The following is a 20,009-nucleotide window of genomic DNA, read 5'->3' as shown; positions in this document are numbered from 1 at the left end:
TTCCCTCGGCCGCCCCTACTCGGCCGAAGGCGCCGAGGCGGTCGACGTGCCCGACGGGGTCGGGCAGGGCGAGTCCGTCGGGGCGGCCGTGGGCCCCGGGGACGGGGATTCCGGCTCCTCCGCGGAGCAGTCGTCCGTGGCGGTCGGCGAAGGGCTCGGGGCGGTCGGATCCGGCGAGGGGTCCGGGGATTCGGTGGGGGTCTCGGTCGGCGGCTGGGAGGGCCCCTGGCTCGTCGGAGGCACCGACGGGGAGGGCTCCGGGGCCGTGGACGGTACGGGGCGGGACGGGGACGGGGACGGCCCGGGGCTGCCGCCCGGGGTGGTGCCCGGGTCCGGGCCGATGACGATGCCGTCGTCCGCGCCTCCACCCCCGTCTCCCCGGCCACCGCCGTCGCCGCCGCCGCTCTCGCCGTCGACGGGCTCGGTCGCCGGGGTGTCGCCGCCCGCGCCCGGGCTCTTCGGGACGACGCCCTTTCCGTCCGGGACGGTGTGGACTCCCCGGCTGTAGAACTCCAGCCAGTACCTGACCGTTTCCAGGTAGGTGCGGGAGTTGTTGTAGCTGAGGATCGCCCGGTCCAGGTCGGCCGCCCGGCCCAGGTCCCGGTCGCCGGCGCAGAGGTAGCGCCCGGCCGCGAGGGCCGCGTCGAAGACGTTGTTCGGGTCGGCGCGGCCGTCACCGTTGCCGTCCGCGCCCCAACGGGCCCAGGTGGACGGCAGGAACTGCATCGGGCCCACCGCCCGGTCGTAGACCGTGTCGCCGTCGTGGGCACCGCCGTCCGTGTCCCGGATCAGGGCGAAGCCCCGGCCGTCGAGGGGCGGCCCGGTGATACGGCTCAGGGTCGTGCCGTTCCGGTCGACCGCGCCGCCGCGTGCCTGGCCGGACTCGACCTTGCCGATCGCCGCGAGCAGTTCCCAGGGCAGCCGGCAGCCGGGGTCCGTCCTGCCGACGGCCGTCTCGGCGGCGCGGTAGGCACGCAACACGGTGGCCGGGATGCCCGACTGGGCGCGGGCCTCGTCCCGTCCGGGCGCGGCGGAGACCGACCCGCCGTCGCGCGTCGTCAGGGGCGGGAGTTCGGTGTGGTACGAGCCGTCGCCCGGCGGAGCCGGCTCGGCGAACGGGCCGCCTGCCGCCGGCAGGCTCAGGTCGTCGGCCGCCGGTCCGGCGTGGGTGTCCTTCGCGTCCGGGGCGAGGCCGGGTGCCTGGGAGGCGGTCAGGGCCGCCATGGCCGCCACCGCCAGGGCGGTCGTGCGCAGTCCCTTGCGGGTCCGCCCGGGGTACAGGCCTCGGGCACGGCGTACGGGCATGGTCGTCACTCCTGTCGGATCCGTCGGAGATACGGGAGGCGGGACGCGGGGCGCGGGGCGCGGGGCGCGGGGCGCGGGCAAGGGAGACGCGGGAGGCGGGCCGGGGGTGCGGTCGGTCGTGCGGCTCTCAGCGGCCGAAGGTGTCGAGGGCGGAGACCAGCCAGCGTCCGTCGCGGTGCACGACGTCGACGGCGAGCATGGCCGCCGCGTACACACCCTCGTCCTGCGCGGCCTCCTCGCCCTCTCCCGCCTTGCTCGTGCTGTCCGTCGCGGCCTCCTTCCCGCTGGTGGCGACGCTGCTCTGGTCGGCGTAGACGAGGACCCGGGCCCGGTCGCCGTCGATGCGTTCGACCGCGCTCTCGGTGACCGTCGTGGTGATCACCGCCTTCTGCTCGTCGGCCCGCTCGCGGACGTCGGCGAGCAGCTCGCGGTGCTGGTCGACGGCCTTGCCGGTCAGGAGGTCCTTCGCCGCCTCGTCGAGGGCGCCGGGGTCGGCGTGGTCGTAGGAGAAGAGCCGGTCGACGGCCTTGGCCACCTGTCCCTTGATCTCGCTGGTGCCGGCCAGGTCGGTCAGTGCGGTGTTGCTCCGCGCGGACTCGGACCTGAGCCCCTCGGCCTCCGCGTGTGCCCAGCCGGCGAAGCCGCCGAGGAGCACCGTCAGCGCGCAGAGCAGTACGAGGACCGGGGGGCGGCGGCGCGGGCGGGCCCGGGTGGTCTTCGTCCCGTCGCCGGTCGTGGGCGAGTCGGCGGTGGTGGCCTCCGCGGGTTCCAGGACGGCTGTGGCACCGCGCGTACCGGCCCGCGCTGCCGTGCGCTCTGTGCGCTCTGCCCGCTCCGGGCGCCCTGCGGAGCCGGCGGGCCGTGTCTCGCGGGCCTGGCGGCGCCGCTGGCGGTTGATGTGGTGACGGGTCGTCGACATGGTGCTGTGTCCTCCTCGCTGCGGCCGGCTTGCGCGGTACGGGACCGGGTCAGCCGTCCGATGTGCCGCCCACGGGTGCCTGGCCCAGGGCGCTCAGCTTCCACCGGCCGTCGGTCCGGGTGAGCTCGCCGAGCATGCGGCTGTCCTTGTCGGTCTTCGCCCCGTCGGCCGCCTTGACGGTGACGCGCAGGGCGACCAGCACCCGGGCGCGTCCGGCGCGGTCGTCGAGTTCGGTGACGGCGCCCGACAGCACCCGCGCCGTGCTCACCGTCTTCGCCTCCGCCACCTGCGCGGCGAACTCGTCTCGTCCGGAGGCCAGTTGCTCGTGCAGTTCGCCGGTCGTCGACGACTCCCACAGATCGAGGCCCCGCTTCAGCTCGCGGTGGTCGAGCGTGTTCAGGTTCTGCACGGCCTGCTCCCCGGCGGAGAGCGCCGCGTCCCGCTGCACGGCGTACGCGGCCTGCTCGTCGTGGGCGGCCCGGTACCAGTCCTGGCCGGCCCACGCCGCGAAGCCGCCGGCGACGAGGGTGAGGACGAGCGCCAGGGCAGGCAGCGGCCGGGAACGGCCGACGTCGAGGAGCCGGACCGCGCGTCTCATGGGGTGCTCCGTTCTCCCGCGCATGCTCAGCGGGCCTTGATGTCGACGATCCGCCACCGGTCGTCCTCGAGCCGTGCCGTGACCGTGAGCTGGGCCGCCGCGGTGGTGACCTCGGCCGCGCCCTTGCCCTTGCTCGCGTCCTTGCCCTTGCCCTTGTGGGAGGTCTGGTCGAGGAAGACCAGCAGGCGGGCCTCGTCGCCGTCGAGTTCGACCACACCGGTGCGGACGGCCCGGGTGCTCAGGGTGACGCGCTGTTCGGTGAGGTCGTCGCGGACGCGGGCGAAGAGGGTCTCGTACTGGCGGGCGGCGCGGCCGTCGAGGACGGTGCTCGCGGAGCGCTCGGCGGCCGCGGTGCCGTCCGGGGTGTAGGAGAAGACACGGGCGAGGGCGTTGCCGACGTCGCCCGCGACGCGGGTGGTGGCCTCGGTGTCGGTGAGCGCGTGGTTCCGGGCGGGTGCCTCCGACCTCAACTGGTGGGCCGCGTAGAAGAAACCGGAACCGCCGAGGACGAGGACGGCGGCGGTGCCGGCCAGGGCGGCCCGTCGCAGGCGTCCGTTCGGCGGGCGGGGGGCGGTTGCTTCGGGCTCCGGGGCCTCTGGCCCGGCGGGCGCGTCCGCGGCGTCGTCCGTCTCCGGGGCCGGATCCGCCTCCGTGCCGGGTGCCGGTGCGTCGCCCCTGCGCAGCAGCCAGGCCGGTGTCATCGCTCCTCGCCCCCCTTCCCGTCCTCGTTCGTCCCGCCGTTCTCGTTCGTCTCGCCGCTCTCGTCCGTCTCGCCCTTCTCCTCCTCGACCGGCACCGCGCTCAGCGCCCTCACCTTCCACTCCCCCTCGTCCGTGCGGGCCAGGACCGCCTCCAGGCGCTTGCGGTCGGTGGCCGGCTTCTTCGTCCCGGCGGGGGTGACCTCGACGCGGACGGTGGCGATGAGCTTGGCCGTGCCGGACCGCGTGTCGAGCGCGGTGACGGCGGCCTCGGTGACCGTGCCGCGCGCCGAGCTGCCCGCCTTGGCCTCGGTGCCGCCGAGCTCCTTGCGCAGCGGTCCGGTGGAGACGGCGCCCCAGTCCCGGATGCTCCGCTGTGCCCGCTGCCGCGTTGCGGCGTCGAGCGTGGTGAGTACGGCGATGCCCTTGCGCCCGTCGGCGAGCGCCTCGTCCCGCTCCCGGCCGTAGGCGAGCGCGTCGTCGGTGCGTGCCTGCGTGTACGTCCACGCGCCGGTGCCGCAGAAGGCGAGGGCCAGCGCGAGCCCCGCTCCGGTGAGGATCCGGGCCCGCCTCATCGGGTGCTCCCGGTGCCGGCCGGGGCGAGGAGACCGGTCAGGCCGGCCGGTGCCTCGCCGCTCTGTCCGGGCAGGGCGAGTGCGCCGGGGAGTGCCGGGGAGGCGTCGCCCTTGGCGGGCGTACCGGCGCTGCCCGAGGGCAGGGAGCCGGGTTCGGCCGGGTCGGGCACCGCGCCGCCCTTCGGGGCGTTGGCCGAGCCGCGCACGTTCTTGCCGCTCGACGCCGGAGCGGTGCAGGCGGCGTCGGTGTTGAGGGCGGGTGCGGTGCCGAGGTCGAGGCCGTTGCGGTACCGCGTGGCGCCGTATCCGTCGGTGCAGGGCAGGGGGCTGAAGAAGGTGACGGCCAGGCCGAGGTCCAGCTTGCCCCCGTCGACGGCGGTGGCGCCCGCGGAGACGGCCGCCGGGTACTTCACGAGGAGTTCCTCGATGCCGCGCTGCCGGGTGACGGCGACCTCGGAGGTGGTGAGGAGGTTGGCGAGGACCACGCCGAGGCTCGGGTCGAGGTCCCGCAGCAGGCCGCTGACCTGGGTGGCGGCCTCGGGGGTGACGGCGAGGAGGCGGCGCAGGTCGGCGTCGGAGCCCTTGAGGGCGGCGGCCAGGTCCTTCGCCCCGACGGCGAAGTCGCGGATGGCCTGCGCCTCCTGGGCCTGGGTGCGCAGGACGGTCTCGCCGTCGTTGATGAGCAGGGTGGTGGACGGCAGGGCGCGGTCGGCGGCCTCGACGAAGTCGCCGCCGCTGTCGAGCAGCACCTGGAGGTCGTCGCCGTGGCCTTCGAAGGCCTTGCCGAACTCGTCGACGACCGTGCGCAGGTCCTCCAGCGGGACCGAGCTCACGAGGTCGTCGACGCTGGTGAGGACGTCGGTGACGGGTGCGGGCACCTCGGTGTCGGCCTGTTCGATACGGGTGCCGTCGGAGAGGTAGGGGGAGCCGTCGCTCTCGGGCCGCAGGTCGATGTACTGCTCGCCGACGGCGGAGAGCCCGGCGACCACGGCCTTGGTGTCGGCGGGGATGCGGGGCGCGGACTTCTTGATGCGGAGTTCGGCGACGACGCCCTCGGCGGTGAGGTCGATCGGGCCGACCCGGCCCACCGAGACCCCCCGGTAGGTGACGTCCGAATGGGTGAACAGGCCTCCCGTGCGCGGAAGTCGTACGTCCACGGTGTAGTAGTCGGCGACGCCCACGTACCGGCCGAGGTCGGCGTAGCGGATGCCGAGGAAGGCGAGGGCGAGGACGGCGATGAGGAGGAAGGCGAGGTTCTTCAGCCGTACGGCGAGGGTGATCACCCGCGTTCACCTCCGGACCCGGACCCGGACACGGAGGGCAGCGGCAGTGGCGAGGCGGGCCCTTTCTTGGCTTCCTGGCCCGGCCCGTCGTACACCGTCGCGGACGCGGACGGGGAAGGCGTGTCCTCGGGCACGAGCGGCGGGATCACCTCGGTCCCCGGCGCGGCGACCACGCTCAGGTAGGTGTTGAGGTAGTCGCCCTTCACCCCGCGCAGCACCTCGTCGGTGAACGGGTACGTCAGCAGCACCTGGAGCGAGTCGGGCAGGTCCGTGCCCGCGTCGGCGAGCGCCTTCAGCGTCGGTGCGACGGCCTTGAGGTCGGCGATCATGTCGTCCTTGCTCGCGTTGATGGTGGAGACGGCGACGCCGGAGAGCGTGTCGAGGGAGCGCAGCATGGTCAGCAGGGAGCCGCGCTCCTTCTCCAGCGTCTTCAGTCCGGGCGAGAGGTCGGTGAGGACGGTGCCGACGTCCTCCTTGCGGGTGGCGAGGGTGGAGGAGAGCCGGTTGACGGCGTCGAGGGCGTCGGTGATGTCTTCGCGGTGGTCGTCGAGGTCGCCCACCAGGGTGTTGACCCGTTTCAGCATGGAGCGGACCTCGGGTTCGCGGCCGCCGAGCGCCGCGTCGAGTTCCCGGGTGATGGTCTTGAGCTGGTTGACGCCGCCGCCGTTGAGGAGCAGGGACAGCGCGCCGAACACCTCCTCGACCTCGGTGTTGCGGCTGGTGCGGGCCAGCGGGATGACGCTCCCGTCCGTCAGCCGGCCGGCTCCGGTCTCCTTGGCGGGTGCGACGAGCTGGACGTACTTCTCGCCGAGCAGGCTGGACTGTTCGAGCCGCGCGGTGGCGTCGGCGGGCAGCCGCACCTCGCCGTTGATCTCCATGGTGACGCGGGCCGACCAGTCGTCCTCACCGAGTTCGATGCCGGTGATCCGGCCGACGGCGACGTCGTTGACCCGTACCGCGGCGTGCGGGACCAGGCTCAGTGCGTCCTGGAGCTCCGCGGTGACGGTGTAGGGGTGGTCGCCGAGGTCGGCGCCGCCGGGCAGCGGCAGGTCCTCGATGCCGTCGAAGCCGGGCACCCCCAGCGAGACCCCGCCGAGGGTGAGGGCGAAGGCGAGACCGAGGGCGATCAGTCCGCCCGCGGTGAGCCCGGCCACCCGGCCTCTGGAGAGCGTTCCGCGCTTCATCGGCCGTCCCCCTTCCCGGAACCGTCCGCGCCTGCCGCATCGCCGGTCGCGCCGGTGACGGGCAGCGGCAGCAGCGGCCCGCCGATGCTGATCTCGTTGAGGTTGGCGCGGCCGTCGAGGGTGCGGGTGTCGGGGTTGTAGGCGTTCACGACGTTGCCGGCGGCCAGCGGTGCCACGTCCAGCGCCTCGGCCAGCGAGGCCCGTTGCTCGACCAGGGTCCGGGTGATGGGCAGGAGCCGGTCGACGTTCTCCTTCAGCTCGCCCCGGTTGTCCTCGATGAAGGTCTTGACCTGGCCGAGGGCCTTGCCGAGTTCCTCGAGCGCGCCGGTGAGGTCGTCCTTGTTGTCGGCGAAGAAGCTGACGACCTCGTCCAGGCGTTCCTGCGCGGTGCGCACGTCGGTGTCCTTGTTCTTCAGCATGGTGGTGAAGGTCTGGAGGCTGCCGAGCGTCTTGAACAGGTCGCCGCTGCTGCCGTCGAGGGTCTTGGCCGCCTTGCCGAACTCCTCGACGCCGTCGCCGATGGCCTCGCCGTTGCCGTCGAGGTTGTCGGCGCCGGTCCTCAGCAGTTCGGACAGTGCGCCGTCGGCGTTGGCGCCGTCCGGGCCGAGGGCGTCGCCGAGTTCGGTGATCGAGTCGTAGATCTGGTCGATCTCGACCGGGACGTGGTTGCGGGCGGCGGGCAGTACGGCGCCGTCGGCGAGGGCGGGGCCCTTGCTGTAGGCGGGGGTGAGCTGCACGTAGCGGTCGGCGACGACGCTCGGCGCGACGACGACGGCCCGCGCGTCCTCGGGGACCTTGATCCCGTCGTCCAGGCGGAGGCCGACGCGGACCTTGGTGCCCTCCGGCCGCACCGACTCCACCTCGCCGACCCGTACGCCGAGGATGCGCAGGTCGGACCCGGCGTAGACGCCGATGGTGCGGTCGAAGTACGCGGTGACGCGGGTGCCGTCGGCTTGGAGGGCCCGGGCGGCGACCAGGCCGCCGGCGGCGAGCACCACGAGGGCGAGCACCCCGGTGAGGATCTTTCGGCGTCGGGTCATCACTCACCGCTCCCCTGGGCCGCCGCCGGCTGTTTCGGCGGCAGGCATCCGGTCTCGGGCTGGGAGGTCTCGGGCAGGTAGTCGCGGGGCACGACACCGCACAGGTAGCTGTCGAACCAGCGGCCGTTGCCCAGGGTGTTGCCGACCAGCCGGTAGTACGGGCCGACCAGCGCGAGGGTCTCGCCGAGCTGGGTGTTGTTCTTCTCCAGGACACTGGTGACGCGGCCGAGCGCCTTGAGGGTGGGGCCGAGCTGCTTCTCGTTGTCCTCGACGAGGCCGCCGAGTTCGGTGCCGAGGTCCTGGCTGCCCTTGAGCAGGGCGCTGATGGCGGTGCGGCGGTCGCGGAGTTCGCCGAGCAGGGGGCCGCCGTCCTCGATGAGGGTCTCGAAACTGGACTTGTTGTTCTCCAGCGTCTTGGTGAACTTGGCGCTGCCTTTGAGGAGTTCGGAGAGCTTCGCATCGCGCTTGGAGAGGGACTTCGACAGGTCGGACAGGCCGGTGGCCGCCTTGCGCACGTGCGGCGGGGAGTCCTTGAAGGTGTCGGAGATCGTCTCGAAGCTCTCCGCGAGCCGCCCGGTGTCGATGTCGTCGACGGTGCCGCTGAGGTCCTGGAAGGCCTGGGTCACGTCGTAGGGGGACGTGGTGCGGGCGAGCGGGATGCGGGCGTGGGGGTCCTGGCGGCCCGAGCCGAGCGGGTCGAGCGCCAGGTACTTGTCGCCGAGGACGGTCTTGATGGCGATGGCGGCGGTCGTCCGGTCGCCGAGCCAGGCGTCCTCGACCTCGAAGGTGACCTCGACCTTGGCGCCGTCGAGCGCGACGCCGGTGACCTGGCCGACCTTGACGCCGGCGATGCGCACCTCGTCGCCCTCGTCCAGGCCCGCCGCCTCGGAGAAGTCGGCGCTGTAGGTGGTGCCGCCGCCGAACGGGAGCCGGTCGACGTTGTAGGCGAGGAGGGCCATCAGGGCGAGGACGAGCAGTCCGGCGACGCCGACGGCGACGGGGTTGCGTTCCTTGACCGGCTTGATGCGCGGTTTCGTACGCGGTGTGCTGCGCGGGCGCTTCATCCGCGGCACCTCGATTCGGTGATCGCGATGCCGGTCGGCGGCTTCGAGCCGTCGGAGGTGGTCACTCCGCTCACGCGCGCCTCGCAGAGGTAGAGGTTGAACCACGATCCGTAGGAGGACAGGCGGGCCAGAGCGGTCATCTTGGCGGGGGACTTCTCGAGGAAGTCCTCGATCTGCGGGGTGTGCTCGCCGAGGTTGGTCGAGAGCCGGCCCAGTTCGCGGATGTCCTCCTTGAGGGGTGCGCGTCCGTCCTCGAGGAGGTCGGCGGTGACGGTGGTCAGGTCGCCCATGGCGGCGACGGCCTCGCCGAGGGGTTTGCGGTCCTGGTTGAAGCCGGTGACGAGTTCCTGGAGGGTGACGACGAGGTCGTCGAAGCCGTCCTCGCGGTCGTTGAGGGTGTCCAGGACGGTGGTGAGGTTCTCGACGACCTGGCCGATCACCTTGTCCTTGGCGGCGACGGTCGTGCCGAGCGAGCCGATGTGGCGGATCAGGCTGTCGACGGTGGCGCCCTCGCCCTGGAGCACCTGCACGATCGACCCGGCGAGTTCGTTGACGTCCTTCGGGGAGAGCCCCTCGAACAGCGGCTTGAAGCCGTTGAAGAGCAGGGTCAGGTCGAGCGCCGGGGTGGTGCGGTCCAGCGGGACGGTGCCGCCCTCCTCGAGGGTGCCGGTGAGGTCGCCGCTGCCGCGGCCGAGGGAGACGTAGCGCTGGCCGACCATGTTGAGGTACTTCACGGCGGCGGTGGTCGAGCGGGGCAGCCTGCGGTCGTCGCGGACGGTGAAGGTGACCTGGGCGGTGCGCCGGTGCACGACGCGTACGTCGGTGACCTCGCCGACCGTCACCCCGGAGATCCGCACGCTGTCGCCGTCCATGAGCCCGGTGACGTCGGTGAACAGGGCCTTGTAGGTGCTGGTGCCGGTGCCGGAGCCGACACCGGTGCCGGCGACGCCGATGCCGAGGACGGTGGTGGCGAGGGCGGTGACCACCACGAAGACGAGGGACTTGACCAGCGGTCCGGTCAGCGGGCGGCGCCGGGTGTGCGCGTTGTCGGCCCTGGTCATCGGAGCGTCACCTCCGTACCGCGGTAGACGGGGCCGACGAGCAGGCTGCTCCAGTCGGGCAGGTCGCCGGGGCTCTTTCCGGCCGCGGGGGCGAGGAGTTCGTTGACGAGGTCGTTCTCCTGCGGGGAGTTGGCGGGCCCGAGGTCCTGCTCGGCCGCGGGTGTGGCGGCCCGCGCGGTGGGCCGGGGCAGGGTGCCGAGGTAGGGCACGGCGGGGCAGCGGGGCCCGCCGCCGGAGCCGTACGCCGGGGTGTCGCGGCCGGGGCGGTAGGCGCCGCGGGAGGCGACGGTGGTGACGTCGACGTGGATGCCGGGCCGGTCGGTGCCCTTGCCGAGCGCCTTGTCCATGGCGGGCACGAAGTCGGCGAGGGTGCGCAGGGTGCAGGGGAAGGCCGGGGAGTACTCGGCGAGCAGTTCCAGGGTGGGGCGGCTCGTGTCGCCGAGCCGGATGATGTTGTCCTTGTTCTTGCGCAGGAAGTCCGTCACGTCCTCGGCCGTCCGGGTCGTGGCGCCGAGGGTGGCGGCGAGTTCCGCCTCCTGCTCGGCGAGGGTGCCGCTGGTGGTGGTGAAGTCGGTGAGCGCCGTGATGATGTCGGGCGCGGCGTCCGCGTAGACATGGCTGACCTTCACGAGTTCCTTGAGGTCACGGTTGAGGGCGGGCAGATCGGGGTTGAACTCCTCCAGGTGCTCGTCCAGCAGGCTCAGGGTCTCGCCGAGCCGCTCGCCGCGTCCTTCGAGGGCCTGCGAGACGGCGGACAGGGTCGCGGAGAGCTTCTGCGGCTGGACGGCGGTGAGCATCGGCAGCACGTTGTCGAGGACCTGCTGGAGTTCGATGGCGTTCGCGGACCGGTCCTGGGGGACGACGGCCCCGGCGGCCAGCGGTTCGGGCGAGGGGTTCGCGGGCGGGACGAGGGCCACGAAGCGCTCGCCGAACAGGGTGGTGGGCAGCATCTGCGCGCGGACGTCGGACGGTACGTCGTCCAGCGCGCCGGGCTTCATGGCGAGGGTGAGCCGGGCCCCGTCGCCGGTGGCGTCGATGGCGCGGACCTCGCCGACGACGACGCCGCGCAGTTTCACCTCGGCGCCGGGGTGCATCTGGTTGCCGGCGCTGCCGGTCTCGACGACCACCGGGTCGGAGTCGGTGAACTTCTTGTCGTAGACGGCGACGGCCAGCCAGATCAGCAGGCAGGGCACCAGTACGAACACCACCCCGGCCAGCCGTTGGCGCAGCGTCTGTCCTCGGGCGGCTCGGGGTCCTCGGGGTCCGCTCATCTCACCCCGCCACCTTCACGGTCGTGGTCGCGCCCCACAGGGCCAGCGACAGGAAGAAGTCGGTGACGCTGATCAGCACGATGGCGTTGCGCACGGACCGGCCGACGGCGACGCCGACGCCGGCCGGGCCGCCGGAGGCGCGGTAGCCGTAGTAGCAGTGGGCGACGATCACCATGACGCTGAAGATCAGCACCTTCAGGACGGACAGCAGCACGTCCGTCGGCGAGAGGAAGAGGTTGAAGTAGTGGTCGTACGTCCCCCTGGACTGTCCGTTGAACAGGACGGTCACGTAGCGGGAGGCGAGGTAGGAGGAGAGCAGCCCGATGGCGTAGAGCGGGACGATGGCGACGACGCCGGCGATGATGCGGGTGGTGACGAGGTAGGGCATGGAGCGGATGCCCATGCCTTCGAGGGCGTCGACCTCCTCGTTGATGCGCATGGCGCCGAGCTGGGCGGTGAAGCCGGCCCCGACGGTCGCGGAGAGGGCGAGTCCGGCGACGAGGGGGGCGATCTCGCGGGTGTTGAAGTAGGCGGAGACGAATCCGGTGAACGCGGCCGTGCCGATCTGGTCGAGGGCCGCGTAGCCCTGGAGTCCGACGACGGTCCCGGTGAAGAGCGTCATCGCGATCATCACGCCGATGGTGCCGCCGATGACGCCGAGGCCGCCGGAGCCGAAGGCCACCTCGGCGAGCAGGCGCTGCACCTCCTTGAGGTAGCGGCGCAGGGTCCGCGGGATCCACAGCAGGGCCCGGACGTAGAAGAGGAGTTGGTCGCCGGAGCGGTCGAGCCGGACGAGCGGGGAGGCCATCGGACCTCAGCCTCCCTTCGGCGGGACGATCTGGAGGTAGACGGCCGTCATCACCATGTTGACGAAGAAGAGCAGGAGGAAGGTGATGACGACGGACTGGTTGACGGCGTCGCCGACGCCCTTGGGGCCGCCGCGCGGGTTGAGGCCCCGGTAGGCGGCGACGATGCCCGCGATGAACCCGAAGACCAGCGCCTTGAGTTCGCTGATGTAGAGGTCGGGCAGCTGGGCGAGGGCGGAGAAGCTGGAGAGGTAGGCGCCGGGGGTGCCGCCCTGCATGACGACGTTGAAGAAGTAGCCGCCGAGGATGCCGACGACGGAGACCAGGCCGTTGAGCAGGACCGCGACGCCCATGGCGGCCAGGACCCGGGGCACGACCAGCCGCTGAACCGGCGAGACGCCCATGACCTCCATCGCGTCGAGTTCCTCGCGGATCTTGCGGGAGCCGAGGTCGGCGCAGATGGCCGAGCCGCCGGCGCCGGCGATGAGCAGGGCGACGATGAGCGGGCTGGCCTGCTGGACGACGGCGAGGACGCTGGCGCCGCCGGTGAACGACTGGGCGCCCAACTGCTCGGTCAGGGAGCCGACCTGGAGGGCGATGACGGCGCCGAAGGGGATCGAGACCAGGGCGGCGGGCAGGATGGTCACGCTCGCGACGAACCAGAACTGCTCGACGAACTCGCGGAACTGGAAGGGTCTTCGGAAGACGGCCCGGGTGACTTCGGCGGCGAGCGCGAAGAGCCGCCCGGTCTGCCGCAGCGCGCCGGTGATCACGCGCCGCTCCCGGCGGTGGGCATCGGCAGAGTGGCCGCTTCGGAACTCTTCGCGTAGGTGTCCCGGATGGCGGACCATGCGGCGGGCGGGAGCGTGTCGATCATGCCCATGACACGCTCACGTCGTCGGGCGACGGCCCGGCGCGGCGGGAGGCCCGGCGACGGCTCCAGCTGCGGGACGATCACCCGGGGCGCGGCGGGGGCGGAGGCGGTGGCGGCGCCCGCCTCGGCGGCGAGGGTGGCCGCGTCCTTCTCCTCGGACATCCCGATGGGCCCCTCGCGCCGGCCGCCCAGGAACTGGGCCACGACCGGCTCGTCGCTGGTGAGCAGCACCTCGCGCGGGCCGAAGGTGACGAGTTCGCGCAGGAAGAGCATCCCCATGTTGTCGGGCACGGTGGCGGCGATGTCGAGGTTGTGGGTGACGATCAGCATCGTCGCGTCGAGCTGCGCGTTGAGGTCGATCAGCAGCTGGGAGATGTAGGCGGTGCGGACCGGGTCGAGCCCGGAGTCCGGTTCGTCGCACAGGATGATCTGCGGGTCGAGGACGAGCGCGCGGGCCAGGCCGGCCCGCTTGCGCATGCCGCCGCTGATCTCTCCCGGAAGCTTTCCCTCCGCACCCAGCAGCCCGACGACCTCGATCCGCTCCATGACGATGCGGCGGATCTCGGACTCCTTCTTGCGGGTGTGTTCGCGCAGCGGGAAGGCGATATTGTCGAAAAGGGACATGGAGCCGAAGAGGGCGCCGTCCTGGAACATGAGACCGAACAGTTTACGGGTCTCGTAGATGTCTCTTTCCGGACTGTTCACCATGTCCACTCCGTTGATGAGGACACGGCCCTTCTCGGGTTTGAGCAGCCCTATGAGCGATTTCAGGAAAACGGTCTTACCGGTTCCGGACGGGCCCAGCATCACGCTGACCTCTCCGGCCGGAAGAGTGAGTGACACGTCCCGCCAGATGCTCTGCTTACCGAAGGACTTGGTCAGGCCCTCGACCACTACTTCGATTCCCATATCACCTCCAGCGGACGTCAATCGGATACGCGCCGCGGGCCCGCACGTTAAGTCGGCCCGGAGCGCACTGACAACGGGTGCGGCACGGATCTCCGGCACCCCTGTCGAACTTGTCACCGCGCAGACAACCTGCCCGCCCCGCACTTGTCTCCGGGGAGACAGGGCAGGGTCTCGCGGTTCCGGGGGGTGTGGAGCCCGCGGGACCCCGCCGGCGGACACCCCGGCCTCGTCGGAGGTGGGCCGGAACGCGTCCGCCATGGCTCCGGCCGACGGGGGCCACCGACCTGGAACCGAGCACCGCACCGGCACGTTACGGCCGAGTAACCTCGACGGGCAACACCGGAATCGGAGTTTTCCGGGATACCGACTTCAGCCATCCGGAACCTGTCAGGGAAGGCACAGAAACCCTTCGGTAACTTGTCATCGGGTGAGCATCGCACCTCCGCCGCGAACGACCGCCGCGGAAGTGGATCACCACCGGCCGAACAGTTCGTCCTTGGCAGCAGGTGACTAAGGCGAATCGCGATTCACTCACTCCGGAAACAGCTTGTTCCACTTTTCAAAGAATCATGGACGGCCGCATTGTTCGGCTATGTTTCCGGCGAGTAACGTCACGGCTCAATGCAGGTCAACCCTCAAGGAGACTCCCGAGCCATGAAGAAGAACATCAGAAGGTCGGCCCTCGTGGTGTGTGCGGCCGCGTCGGCGCTGGGTCTCGCCGCCGGCCCGTCCTCGGCGGTGCCCTCCACGGTGTGGACCGTCAACCCCTCGCCGGCCGCTTTCAAGGCCGTGAACGTCGGCAACATCGTGCTGACCGCCACCATCCCCATGACGTGCACGGTCTCGAACGCGGCCGGGACGATGGCGAGCACCACCGGCAACCCCGGGGACGTCGCCGACATCAACACCATGAACTTCGGCGCGTCCGGCTCGCCGTGCACCAGTGTCCTGGGCAACGTCACCACCACGTCGGTCACCCCGTGGGACGTCGTCGCGGTGGACTACAACGCCTCCACCGGCGTCACCACGGGCTATGTCGGCAACGTCAAGGCCAACGTGACCGCCGGCGCCTGCAAGTTCACGGTGACGGGCAAGGCCTCGGGCACCTACACCAACTCGACCGGTGTCCTGGCGATCAACAGCACCGCCGGTGAACTGGTGGTCAGCAACCCCGTCAACTGCGGTGCGATCGTCACGACCGCCACCAAGCCCACCTTCAAGGGCAACTACGCCGTCACGGTGGCGAGCACCGGCGCCATCCCGACCATCGTCGGCTCCAACCCGTAGGCCGCCGGCCAGCCATGTCCGCCCGGCCGGCACCCGGTCGGGCGTTCGCGGGCCGTATGCGCGTCCCGAGAAGACCGGCCCCCGTCCGAGCCATCCGAGCGGAGTCGCATGAAAGCCAAGCCAGCCGCCGCGCCACGGCCGTCCCGGGCCCGCGGCGCCCGGACCGCGTCGATCGCCGCGTTCGTCGTGCTCGCCGCCCTGGTCCCGACCACCGCCTCGGCCTCGGGCACCCAGGAGGTCGAGGCCGAACTCCCCTACGTCTGCACCCTCCCCTCGGGGCAGCTGCCCGCGACGGTGCGGGTCTCGGCGGACTTCCCGGAACGGGCCGGGGCGGGCGAGGCGTTCACGCCGTCCGACGTCACCACCACCGTGGAGCTCCCCGCGGAGGCGGTCGCGGACCTGGCCGCACGCGACGCGACGGAGGTCCGGGCGGCCACCCGGCTCGACGTCGGCGTGGCCCAGAACGCGGCCACGGCCACGGCGACCTGGCGGGGAAGCGCGGAGCCGGTCGCGCTGCCCGAGTCGGGGCCGCTGACGCTCGTGGCGAAGGGCGACGTCCCCTCGGTCGCCGGCCGGAGCGACGGCGACCTGACCTTCTCCGCGGGCGCCCTCGCGATCGACCTGGCACTCGGCGCGGCGGACGGGACCGCCACCGACGCGGCCGCCGCCGGCCCCGGTTCGCTGACCGTCGACTGCGCCCTCGCCGAGGACGCGCCCGCCCAGGGGCTGCTGGCGACCGTACCCGTCGGCGCGGGCGGGGCGGGACCGAGCGGTTCGCCGTCCCCGTCGGGACCGGCCGGGACCTCCGGGACGCCGGACGACGGACAGCCGGACGGGCCGGGCGACCGGCAGCCGGAGCGGCAGTCCGAGCGGTCGCCGAAGGTGCTGGAGAACACTCCCGGCGGCGCCGCCGCGGACCGCGACGACGTCCCGCCGTGCCGCTACGACGAGCAGCACCCGCCCACGGACGTGTCGCTCAACGCCTACGTCACCGGCTACGCCAACGTGAAGAAGATGAAGGGCGCCGCGTACCTCCCGCCGTCCTGCGTACTGATCGAGCAGGGCCTCCCCGTGGCGGGTCCGCCCGACCCGGAGTACCTGATCTTCGACACCCTGTCGTACGGGAACTTCCACTACCAGGAGCGCGAGCAGACACCGCCCTTCGAAGCGACCTTCCTGTCCTTCGACTTCACCCCGGTGAAGGCCACCATGGTGCTGGAGCAGACGGGCCCCATGAGGATCGACTCGCGCACGAAGATCCGCCTGTCCGACTTCACCACGATCACCGACACCTACGTCCGGGCCCCGCTGGTCCTGCACGTGCTGGACCTCGAGGTCAACGGAACGCCCCTGGACGTCGGTCCCGGGTGCCGGACCGAGACGTCCCTCACCTCCGAGGACCCAGACCCCGCGAACTTCCCCGGTGACCACCTGGTGCTGTACGGCCGGGGCGAGCAGATCATCGGCCTGCCGGCCACCGGTTACCTGCTCCTGAGCGGCGGCGTGCTGTCCGGCGAGATGACCATCCCCGCCTTCACCGGCTGCGGCACCGACGGTGAGGACCTCGACCGCCTGCTCACCGCCTCCGTCTCCGGGCCCGGCAACTACATCAAGCAGGTCCAGGGCCAGACGTGCGCGATCGCCGCCCCCGTGTTCCCGAGCCCTGAGAACGAAGGCCAGTGCACCGAGGACCTCCAGCCCTACGAGATCCCCGTCGCCGAGCGCTGACCCCCCGTCCCCCACCTCCACGGAAGGCCACCACCATGCGCCCGATCTCCACCCGCACCCGGCTCGCCACCGTGTCCGCGCTGACCGCGCTCGGCGCCTTCGCCTCGCTGGGCACGGCGACCGCCGCCGACCCCGCGCTGAACGGCGAGTGGGCCCCCTTCACCCGCTGCCCCGTGGACGCCCCCGCGATGCTGAACGCCGACGGCTTCGACAGGACCCCGCAGTGCGTGGCCTCCACCTCGGCGAGCGGCTCCATCAAGCTGGGCGGCACCACCGTGACGACCGGCAGGACCGACCTCCAGATCGGCGTCGTCCAGAACGCGGACGGCACCAGCAGCGTGGTCGCCCCCGCCTCCGGCGCACTGGTCGCCGAACCCGCCACCGTTCCCGGCGGACTGCTCGGCCTGATGTGCCCGAGCGACATATTCGTGATCACGGGCATCTGCGAGTCACTGGAGAACTCCAGCCTCAACAAGATCACCGCGACCATGGAGTCGGTCGGCGCGCCCTACGCCTTCGACCAGACCGCGGGCGTCCTCACCGACCTGCCGATCGTCGCCCTGCCGGTCCGCATCCACCTGGAGAACCCGCTGCTCGGCGACAACTGCTACATCGGAACGGCGGCCAACCCCATCGTGCTGCGCCCGGAGAACCGCAACTACCCCGAGTTCGGCATGACCTTCTTCCAGGGCGACGGCACCGTGGACGCGGCCGGCGAGATGAGCCGGATCAACCTGGAGGGCGCGACCCAGAACGACAGCACCTTCGCGGTCCCCGGCGCGACCGGCTGCGGCCTGAACGTCGGCCTGATCAACGCCGCGGTGAACGCGAAGACCGGGCTGCCCTCCGCCGCCGGGAACAACAGCGTCACCCTCAACGACACCCGGACCCACCTCAGCGGTCTCAACGCGCCCGGGACCGTCGTCCCCGACGCCGGCAAGGTCCTGGCCGAGAACTGGCACTCCGCCGTCAAGTAACAGCCAAAGGCACGCACAACCGGGACACGATTCCTCCCCAAGAGATGTACAACACAACAAAGTTGATTTACCTTCAGCTTTGCCAGACCGGTGAACGCCCAGTGGACCGGTCCAGGCACCGCCCGCCGAGGGCGGGGCCCGGCCGGTCCGCCCCACCGGACATGTCGACGGCAAGGGATCATTCATGCCCTCAATCGCGCGTCCCTCGGTGCTCGGTGAACCGCTCGACCCTCTCCCCAAGAAGTTCGCGGCCTTCATGCGACCGCTGCTTCCGGGGCTGCTGAACGAGATCCGCACCGAGGTCACCCGCAGCTACCCGGTCTACGGAAGGCTGCTCAACGGCCCGGACGGGGACGCGATCCGCCAGGGCGTCGAGCAGGCGCTGACCGCCTTCGTGGACCGGGTGGCCGACCCCTCCAGCAGTTCGGAACTGCGGGACGAACTGCTGCGCAGGTTCGGCCGGGTGGAGGCCTACGAGGGCCGCGACCTGGAGGTTCTGCAGGGGGCCTACCGGCTCGGCGCCCGTATCGCGCTGCGCCGGGCCAAGACGCTGGGCCGGCAGTACAGCCTCTCCCCCTCGCTGATCCTCGCCTTCGCCGACGCCCTCTTCGCGTACGTCGAGGAGCTGGAGGCGATCACCCGCGAGGGCTACGCGGAGGTCCGGGAGCGGGCCGCCTCCGAGGAGTCCGCGTTACGAAGACAGTTACTGCACTTCCTCCTGGCCTCCGCGCCGCTGCCCCGGACGGCCGTGTCCGAGCTGTGCAAGGCCGCCGCCTGGGAGCTGCCCCGGTCGTGTTTCCTCGTCGCCCTGCGGTCTCCGGCGCCGGAACACATCCAGGCGGGTCTCGACCGGGACGTCCTCGCCGACCTGGACATACCGCAGCCGCACCTGCTCGTGCCCGGGGACCCCACCCCCGCCCGCCTGGACATGATCGGCACCGCCCTGGCCGGCACCCGCGCCGCGGTGGGCCTGACCGTGCCGATCACGCAGGCCGCCGACTCCGTCCGCTGGGCCCGCCGGGTGCTGCAGCTCGTTGACGACGATGTCGTACCCGACGCTCCGCTGATCCGCTGCGAGGACCATCTGACGACCCTGTGGCTGCTGTCCGACCCGGCTCTGGTCGAGCGGATCGCGGCCCGTGAACTGGCCCCGCTCGACGCGTTGCCGGCCCGACGGCGCGACCGGCTCGTCGAGACCCTCCGCGTCCACGTGTCCACCCGGGCGCCCGCGGAGCAGGTCGGCGAGATGCTGGGCGTGCACGCGCAGACCGTCCGCTACCGTCTGCGGACGCTGGACACCCACCTGGGCGACCGCCTCGCCGACCCCGACCACCGCTTCGCCATCGAGGTGGCCCTCCGCTCGCTCCACCTGCGCGGCCACGACGACACGGAGTGATGTCCGCGGCCGGCGTGCGGGTCAGTGGGCCACCGGCCAGCCGCTGCTCCAGTCCAGCAGGTTGATGCCGAGCTTGGGCGTTCCGTTGTCGTTGCCGTCGTAGTAGTGGTAAACGATCAGGTCGCCGTCCACGTCGTTCACGATCGACTGTCCGCCGGGGCCGATGACGCTGCCGTGCGACTCCAGGACCGGTGTCCCGCCGTTCTCCGTCATCGGGACGCCGTTCCGGTCGCGGTAGGGCCCGGTGACGCTCGTCGCCCGGCCGACCTTGACCTTGTAGGTGGAAGCGGTCCCGGCGCAGCAGGTGTCGTACGAGGCGAAGAGGTAGTAGTACCCGTTCCGCTTGACGACGTACGGGGCCTCGACGGCCTTGGTCCCGGTCGGGCGGGAGGCGAGGGAGCGGCGGGCGGTGTCGGAGGCGAGCTGCTTGCCGGTGGCCGGGTCGATCCGGATCATCTTGATGCCGGTCCACCAGCTGCCGAAGGACAGCCACCACTTGCCGTCGTCGTCGACGAAGAGGTTCGGGTCGATGGCGTTGTAGTCGCTCGTGGAGCCGGACGTGTAGACGATGCCGTAGTCGCTCCAGCTGCCCGGCGCTCCGGTGGCGGAGCCCGCGAGCCCGATGGCGGAGGTGTTGGAGCCGAAGGACGAGACGGAGTAGTACATCAGGTACTTGCCGCCGTGGTACGAGATGTCCGGCGCCCAGGCCTCCGGGACGGACGAGTACCGCGACCACCAGCCGGGCCGGGAGCCGAAGGCGTCGGCGCCCGCGGAGAAGGCGGTGCGGTCCGAGGACGCCTTGCTGCTGATGCCGCCGCCGGTGGCGTAGAGCCGGTACTGCCCGGACGAGGTACGGATCATCGTCGGGTCGTGGGTGACGACGGAGCCGGTGACCCGGCCGGGGTTCGGGTAGGCCGACGCCGTGGAGGGGACGAGGGCGAGCAGGGCGGCGGTGGGGAGAGCGAGGAGTGCGGCTCGTCTGCGACGCATGGGGGACTCCTGTTCCGTATCTCGAACAACGGTCGTGTTGTCGG

General features: G+C 71.8%; 19 protein-coding genes. 4 read left to right on the top strand and 15 right to left on the bottom strand.

From position 1 onward, the window contains the following. Positions 1-15: 15 nt before the first annotated feature. The 14 genes from ABS735_RS05650 to ABS735_RS05585 all read right to left on the bottom strand — a co-directional run bounded on the left by ABS735_RS05650 (position 16) and on the right by ABS735_RS05585 (position 13,587). Positions 16-1,305, bottom strand: a complete 1,290-nt coding sequence (locus ABS735_RS05650; RefSeq protein ID WP_373901731.1) for a lytic transglycosylase domain-containing protein — start codon at positions 1,303-1,305, stop codon at positions 16-18. A gap of 127 nt (positions 1,306-1,432) precedes the next feature. Next, positions 1,433-2,224: a hypothetical protein gene (locus ABS735_RS05645; protein WP_373901730.1), complete on the bottom strand. Its 792-nt coding sequence runs from the start codon at positions 2,222-2,224 to the stop codon at positions 1,433-1,435. Between the two features lie 49 nt (positions 2,225-2,273). After that, complete coding sequence (locus tag ABS735_RS05640) at positions 2,274-2,822, bottom strand: nuclear transport factor 2 family protein (protein ID WP_373901729.1); 549 nt, start codon at positions 2,820-2,822, stop codon at positions 2,274-2,276. A 26-nt stretch (positions 2,823-2,848) separates the two neighbouring features. Further along, positions 2,849-3,523: a hypothetical protein gene (locus tag ABS735_RS05635; protein WP_373901728.1), complete on the bottom strand. Its 675-nt coding sequence runs from the start codon at positions 3,521-3,523 to the stop codon at positions 2,849-2,851. Beyond that, entirely contained in the window at positions 3,520-4,095 is a 576-nt protein-coding gene (locus tag ABS735_RS05630; protein WP_373901727.1) for a hypothetical protein, read from the bottom strand. The genes ABS735_RS05635 and ABS735_RS05630 overlap by 4 nt, the downstream gene beginning before the upstream one ends. Then, positions 4,092-5,378, bottom strand: a complete 1,287-nt coding sequence (locus ABS735_RS05625) for an MlaD family protein (RefSeq protein WP_373901726.1) — start codon at positions 5,376-5,378, stop codon at positions 4,092-4,094. Before ABS735_RS05625 ends, ABS735_RS05630 begins: the two co-directional genes overlap by 4 nt. Continuing rightward, positions 5,375-6,562: an MCE family protein gene (locus ABS735_RS05620; protein WP_373901725.1), complete on the bottom strand. Its 1,188-nt coding sequence runs from the start codon at positions 6,560-6,562 to the stop codon at positions 5,375-5,377. The genes ABS735_RS05625 and ABS735_RS05620 overlap by 4 nt, the downstream gene beginning before the upstream one ends. Then, positions 6,559-7,602, bottom strand: coding sequence for an MCE family protein (locus ABS735_RS05615; protein ID WP_373901724.1), 1,044 nt, complete (start codon positions 7,600-7,602; stop codon positions 6,559-6,561). The genes ABS735_RS05620 and ABS735_RS05615 overlap by 4 nt, the downstream gene beginning before the upstream one ends. After that, positions 7,602-8,666 carry an MCE family protein gene (locus ABS735_RS05610; protein ID WP_373901723.1) on the bottom strand — a complete coding sequence of 355 codons (1,065 nt, stop codon included), beginning with the start codon at positions 8,664-8,666 and terminating at the stop codon, positions 7,602-7,604. Before ABS735_RS05610 ends, ABS735_RS05615 begins: the two co-directional genes overlap by 1 nt. After that, positions 8,663-9,727: an MCE family protein gene (locus ABS735_RS05605; RefSeq protein ID WP_373901722.1), complete on the bottom strand. Its 1,065-nt coding sequence runs from the start codon at positions 9,725-9,727 to the stop codon at positions 8,663-8,665. The genes ABS735_RS05610 and ABS735_RS05605 overlap by 4 nt, the downstream gene beginning before the upstream one ends. Beyond that, the gene (locus tag ABS735_RS05600; protein WP_373901721.1) at positions 9,724-10,998 is read right to left on the bottom strand and encodes an MCE family protein; all 1,275 of its coding nucleotides are present in this window, start codon (positions 10,996-10,998) and stop codon (positions 9,724-9,726) included. Before ABS735_RS05600 ends, ABS735_RS05605 begins: the two co-directional genes overlap by 4 nt. A 1-nt stretch (position 10,999) precedes the next feature. Further along, positions 11,000-11,806 carry an MlaE family ABC transporter permease gene (locus tag ABS735_RS05595; RefSeq protein ID WP_373901720.1) on the bottom strand — a complete coding sequence of 269 codons (807 nt, stop codon included), beginning with the start codon at positions 11,804-11,806 and terminating at the stop codon, positions 11,000-11,002. A 6-nt stretch (positions 11,807-11,812) separates the two neighbouring features. After that, the gene (locus ABS735_RS05590; protein ID WP_373901719.1) at positions 11,813-12,577 is read right to left on the bottom strand and encodes an MlaE family ABC transporter permease; all 765 of its coding nucleotides are present in this window, start codon (positions 12,575-12,577) and stop codon (positions 11,813-11,815) included. Then, positions 12,574-13,587 carry an ABC transporter ATP-binding protein gene (locus ABS735_RS05585; protein WP_373901718.1) on the bottom strand — a complete coding sequence of 338 codons (1,014 nt, stop codon included), beginning with the start codon at positions 13,585-13,587 and terminating at the stop codon, positions 12,574-12,576. The genes ABS735_RS05590 and ABS735_RS05585 overlap by 4 nt, the downstream gene beginning before the upstream one ends. A gap of 654 nt (positions 13,588-14,241) precedes the next feature. Here ABS735_RS05585 and ABS735_RS05580 point away from each other — a divergent pair. From ABS735_RS05580 to ABS735_RS05565, 4 genes are all read left to right on the top strand, one after another. Next, positions 14,242-14,874 carry a hypothetical protein gene (locus ABS735_RS05580; RefSeq protein ID WP_373901717.1) on the top strand — a complete coding sequence of 211 codons (633 nt, stop codon included), beginning with the start codon at positions 14,242-14,244 and terminating at the stop codon, positions 14,872-14,874. Between the two features lie 108 nt (positions 14,875-14,982). Then, entirely contained in the window at positions 14,983-16,602 is a 1,620-nt protein-coding gene (locus ABS735_RS05575) for a DUF6801 domain-containing protein (protein WP_373901716.1), read from the top strand. A 35-nt stretch (positions 16,603-16,637) separates the two neighbouring features. After that, positions 16,638-17,579 (top strand): hypothetical protein, encoded by a 942-nt coding sequence (locus ABS735_RS05570; protein WP_373901715.1) that lies wholly within the window; start codon positions 16,638-16,640, stop codon positions 17,577-17,579. Positions 17,580-17,763: 184 nt separating this feature from the next. Further along, entirely contained in the window at positions 17,764-18,975 is a 1,212-nt protein-coding gene (locus ABS735_RS05565) for a PucR-like N-terminal domain-containing protein (protein ID WP_373901714.1), read from the top strand. A gap of 21 nt (positions 18,976-18,996) precedes the next feature. On the opposite strand, the gene ABS735_RS05560 is transcribed toward ABS735_RS05565, so the two are convergent. Then, positions 18,997-19,965, bottom strand: coding sequence for an arabinan endo-1,5-alpha-L-arabinosidase (locus tag ABS735_RS05560; RefSeq protein WP_373901713.1), 969 nt, complete (start codon positions 19,963-19,965; stop codon positions 18,997-18,999). Between the last annotated feature and the right edge of the window lie 44 nt (positions 19,966-20,009).

It is taken from the genome of Streptomyces sp. MMCC 100 (genome assembly GCF_041538145.2).
In the GTDB taxonomy this organism is placed as follows: Bacteria; Actinomycetota; Actinomycetes; order Streptomycetales; family Streptomycetaceae; genus Streptomyces.
The sequence above is the reverse complement of the archived record's forward strand: the minus strand, read 5'-3'. Positions and strand labels throughout refer to the sequence as shown.

What these genes read in the sequence shown, in the direction of transcription:
- ABS735_RS05565 (WP_373901714.1), top strand. Translation starts at nt 17,764, where the DNA reads ATGCCCTCAATCGCGCGTCCCTCGGTGCTCGGTGAACCGCTCGACCCT.
- ABS735_RS05640 (WP_373901729.1), bottom strand. Translation starts at nt 2,822, where the DNA reads ATGAGACGCGCGGTCCGGCTCCTCGACGTCGGCCGTTCCCGGCCGCTG.
- ABS735_RS05620 (WP_373901725.1), bottom strand. Translation starts at nt 6,562, where the DNA reads ATGAAGCGCGGAACGCTCTCCAGAGGCCGGGTGGCCGGGCTCACCGCG.
- ABS735_RS05595 (WP_373901720.1), bottom strand. Translation starts at nt 11,806, where the DNA reads ATGGCCTCCCCGCTCGTCCGGCTCGACCGCTCCGGCGACCAACTCCTC.
- ABS735_RS05600 (WP_373901721.1), bottom strand. Translation starts at nt 10,998, where the DNA reads ATGAGCGGACCCCGAGGACCCCGAGCCGCCCGAGGACAGACGCTGCGC.
- ABS735_RS05575 (WP_373901716.1), top strand. Translation starts at nt 14,983, where the DNA reads ATGAAAGCCAAGCCAGCCGCCGCGCCACGGCCGTCCCGGGCCCGCGGC.
- ABS735_RS05610 (WP_373901723.1), bottom strand. Translation starts at nt 8,666, where the DNA reads ATGAAGCGCCCGCGCAGCACACCGCGTACGAAACCGCGCATCAAGCCG.
- ABS735_RS05615 (WP_373901724.1), bottom strand. Translation starts at nt 7,602, where the DNA reads ATGACCCGACGCCGAAAGATCCTCACCGGGGTGCTCGCCCTCGTGGTG.
- ABS735_RS05635 (WP_373901728.1), bottom strand. Translation starts at nt 3,523, where the DNA reads ATGACACCGGCCTGGCTGCTGCGCAGGGGCGACGCACCGGCACCCGGC.
- ABS735_RS05650 (WP_373901731.1), bottom strand. Translation starts at nt 1,305, where the DNA reads ATGCCCGTACGCCGTGCCCGAGGCCTGTACCCCGGGCGGACCCGCAAG.
- ABS735_RS05570 (WP_373901715.1), top strand. Translation starts at nt 16,638, where the DNA reads ATGCGCCCGATCTCCACCCGCACCCGGCTCGCCACCGTGTCCGCGCTG.
- ABS735_RS05585 (WP_373901718.1), bottom strand. Translation starts at nt 13,587, where the DNA reads ATGGGAATCGAAGTAGTGGTCGAGGGCCTGACCAAGTCCTTCGGTAAG.
- ABS735_RS05580 (WP_373901717.1), top strand. Translation starts at nt 14,242, where the DNA reads ATGAAGAAGAACATCAGAAGGTCGGCCCTCGTGGTGTGTGCGGCCGCG.
- ABS735_RS05605 (WP_373901722.1), bottom strand. Translation starts at nt 9,727, where the DNA reads ATGACCAGGGCCGACAACGCGCACACCCGGCGCCGCCCGCTGACCGGA.
- ABS735_RS05560 (WP_373901713.1), bottom strand. Translation starts at nt 19,965, where the DNA reads ATGCGTCGCAGACGAGCCGCACTCCTCGCTCTCCCCACCGCCGCCCTG.
- ABS735_RS05645 (WP_373901730.1), bottom strand. Translation starts at nt 2,224, where the DNA reads ATGTCGACGACCCGTCACCACATCAACCGCCAGCGGCGCCGCCAGGCC.
- ABS735_RS05630 (WP_373901727.1), bottom strand. Translation starts at nt 4,095, where the DNA reads ATGAGGCGGGCCCGGATCCTCACCGGAGCGGGGCTCGCGCTGGCCCTC.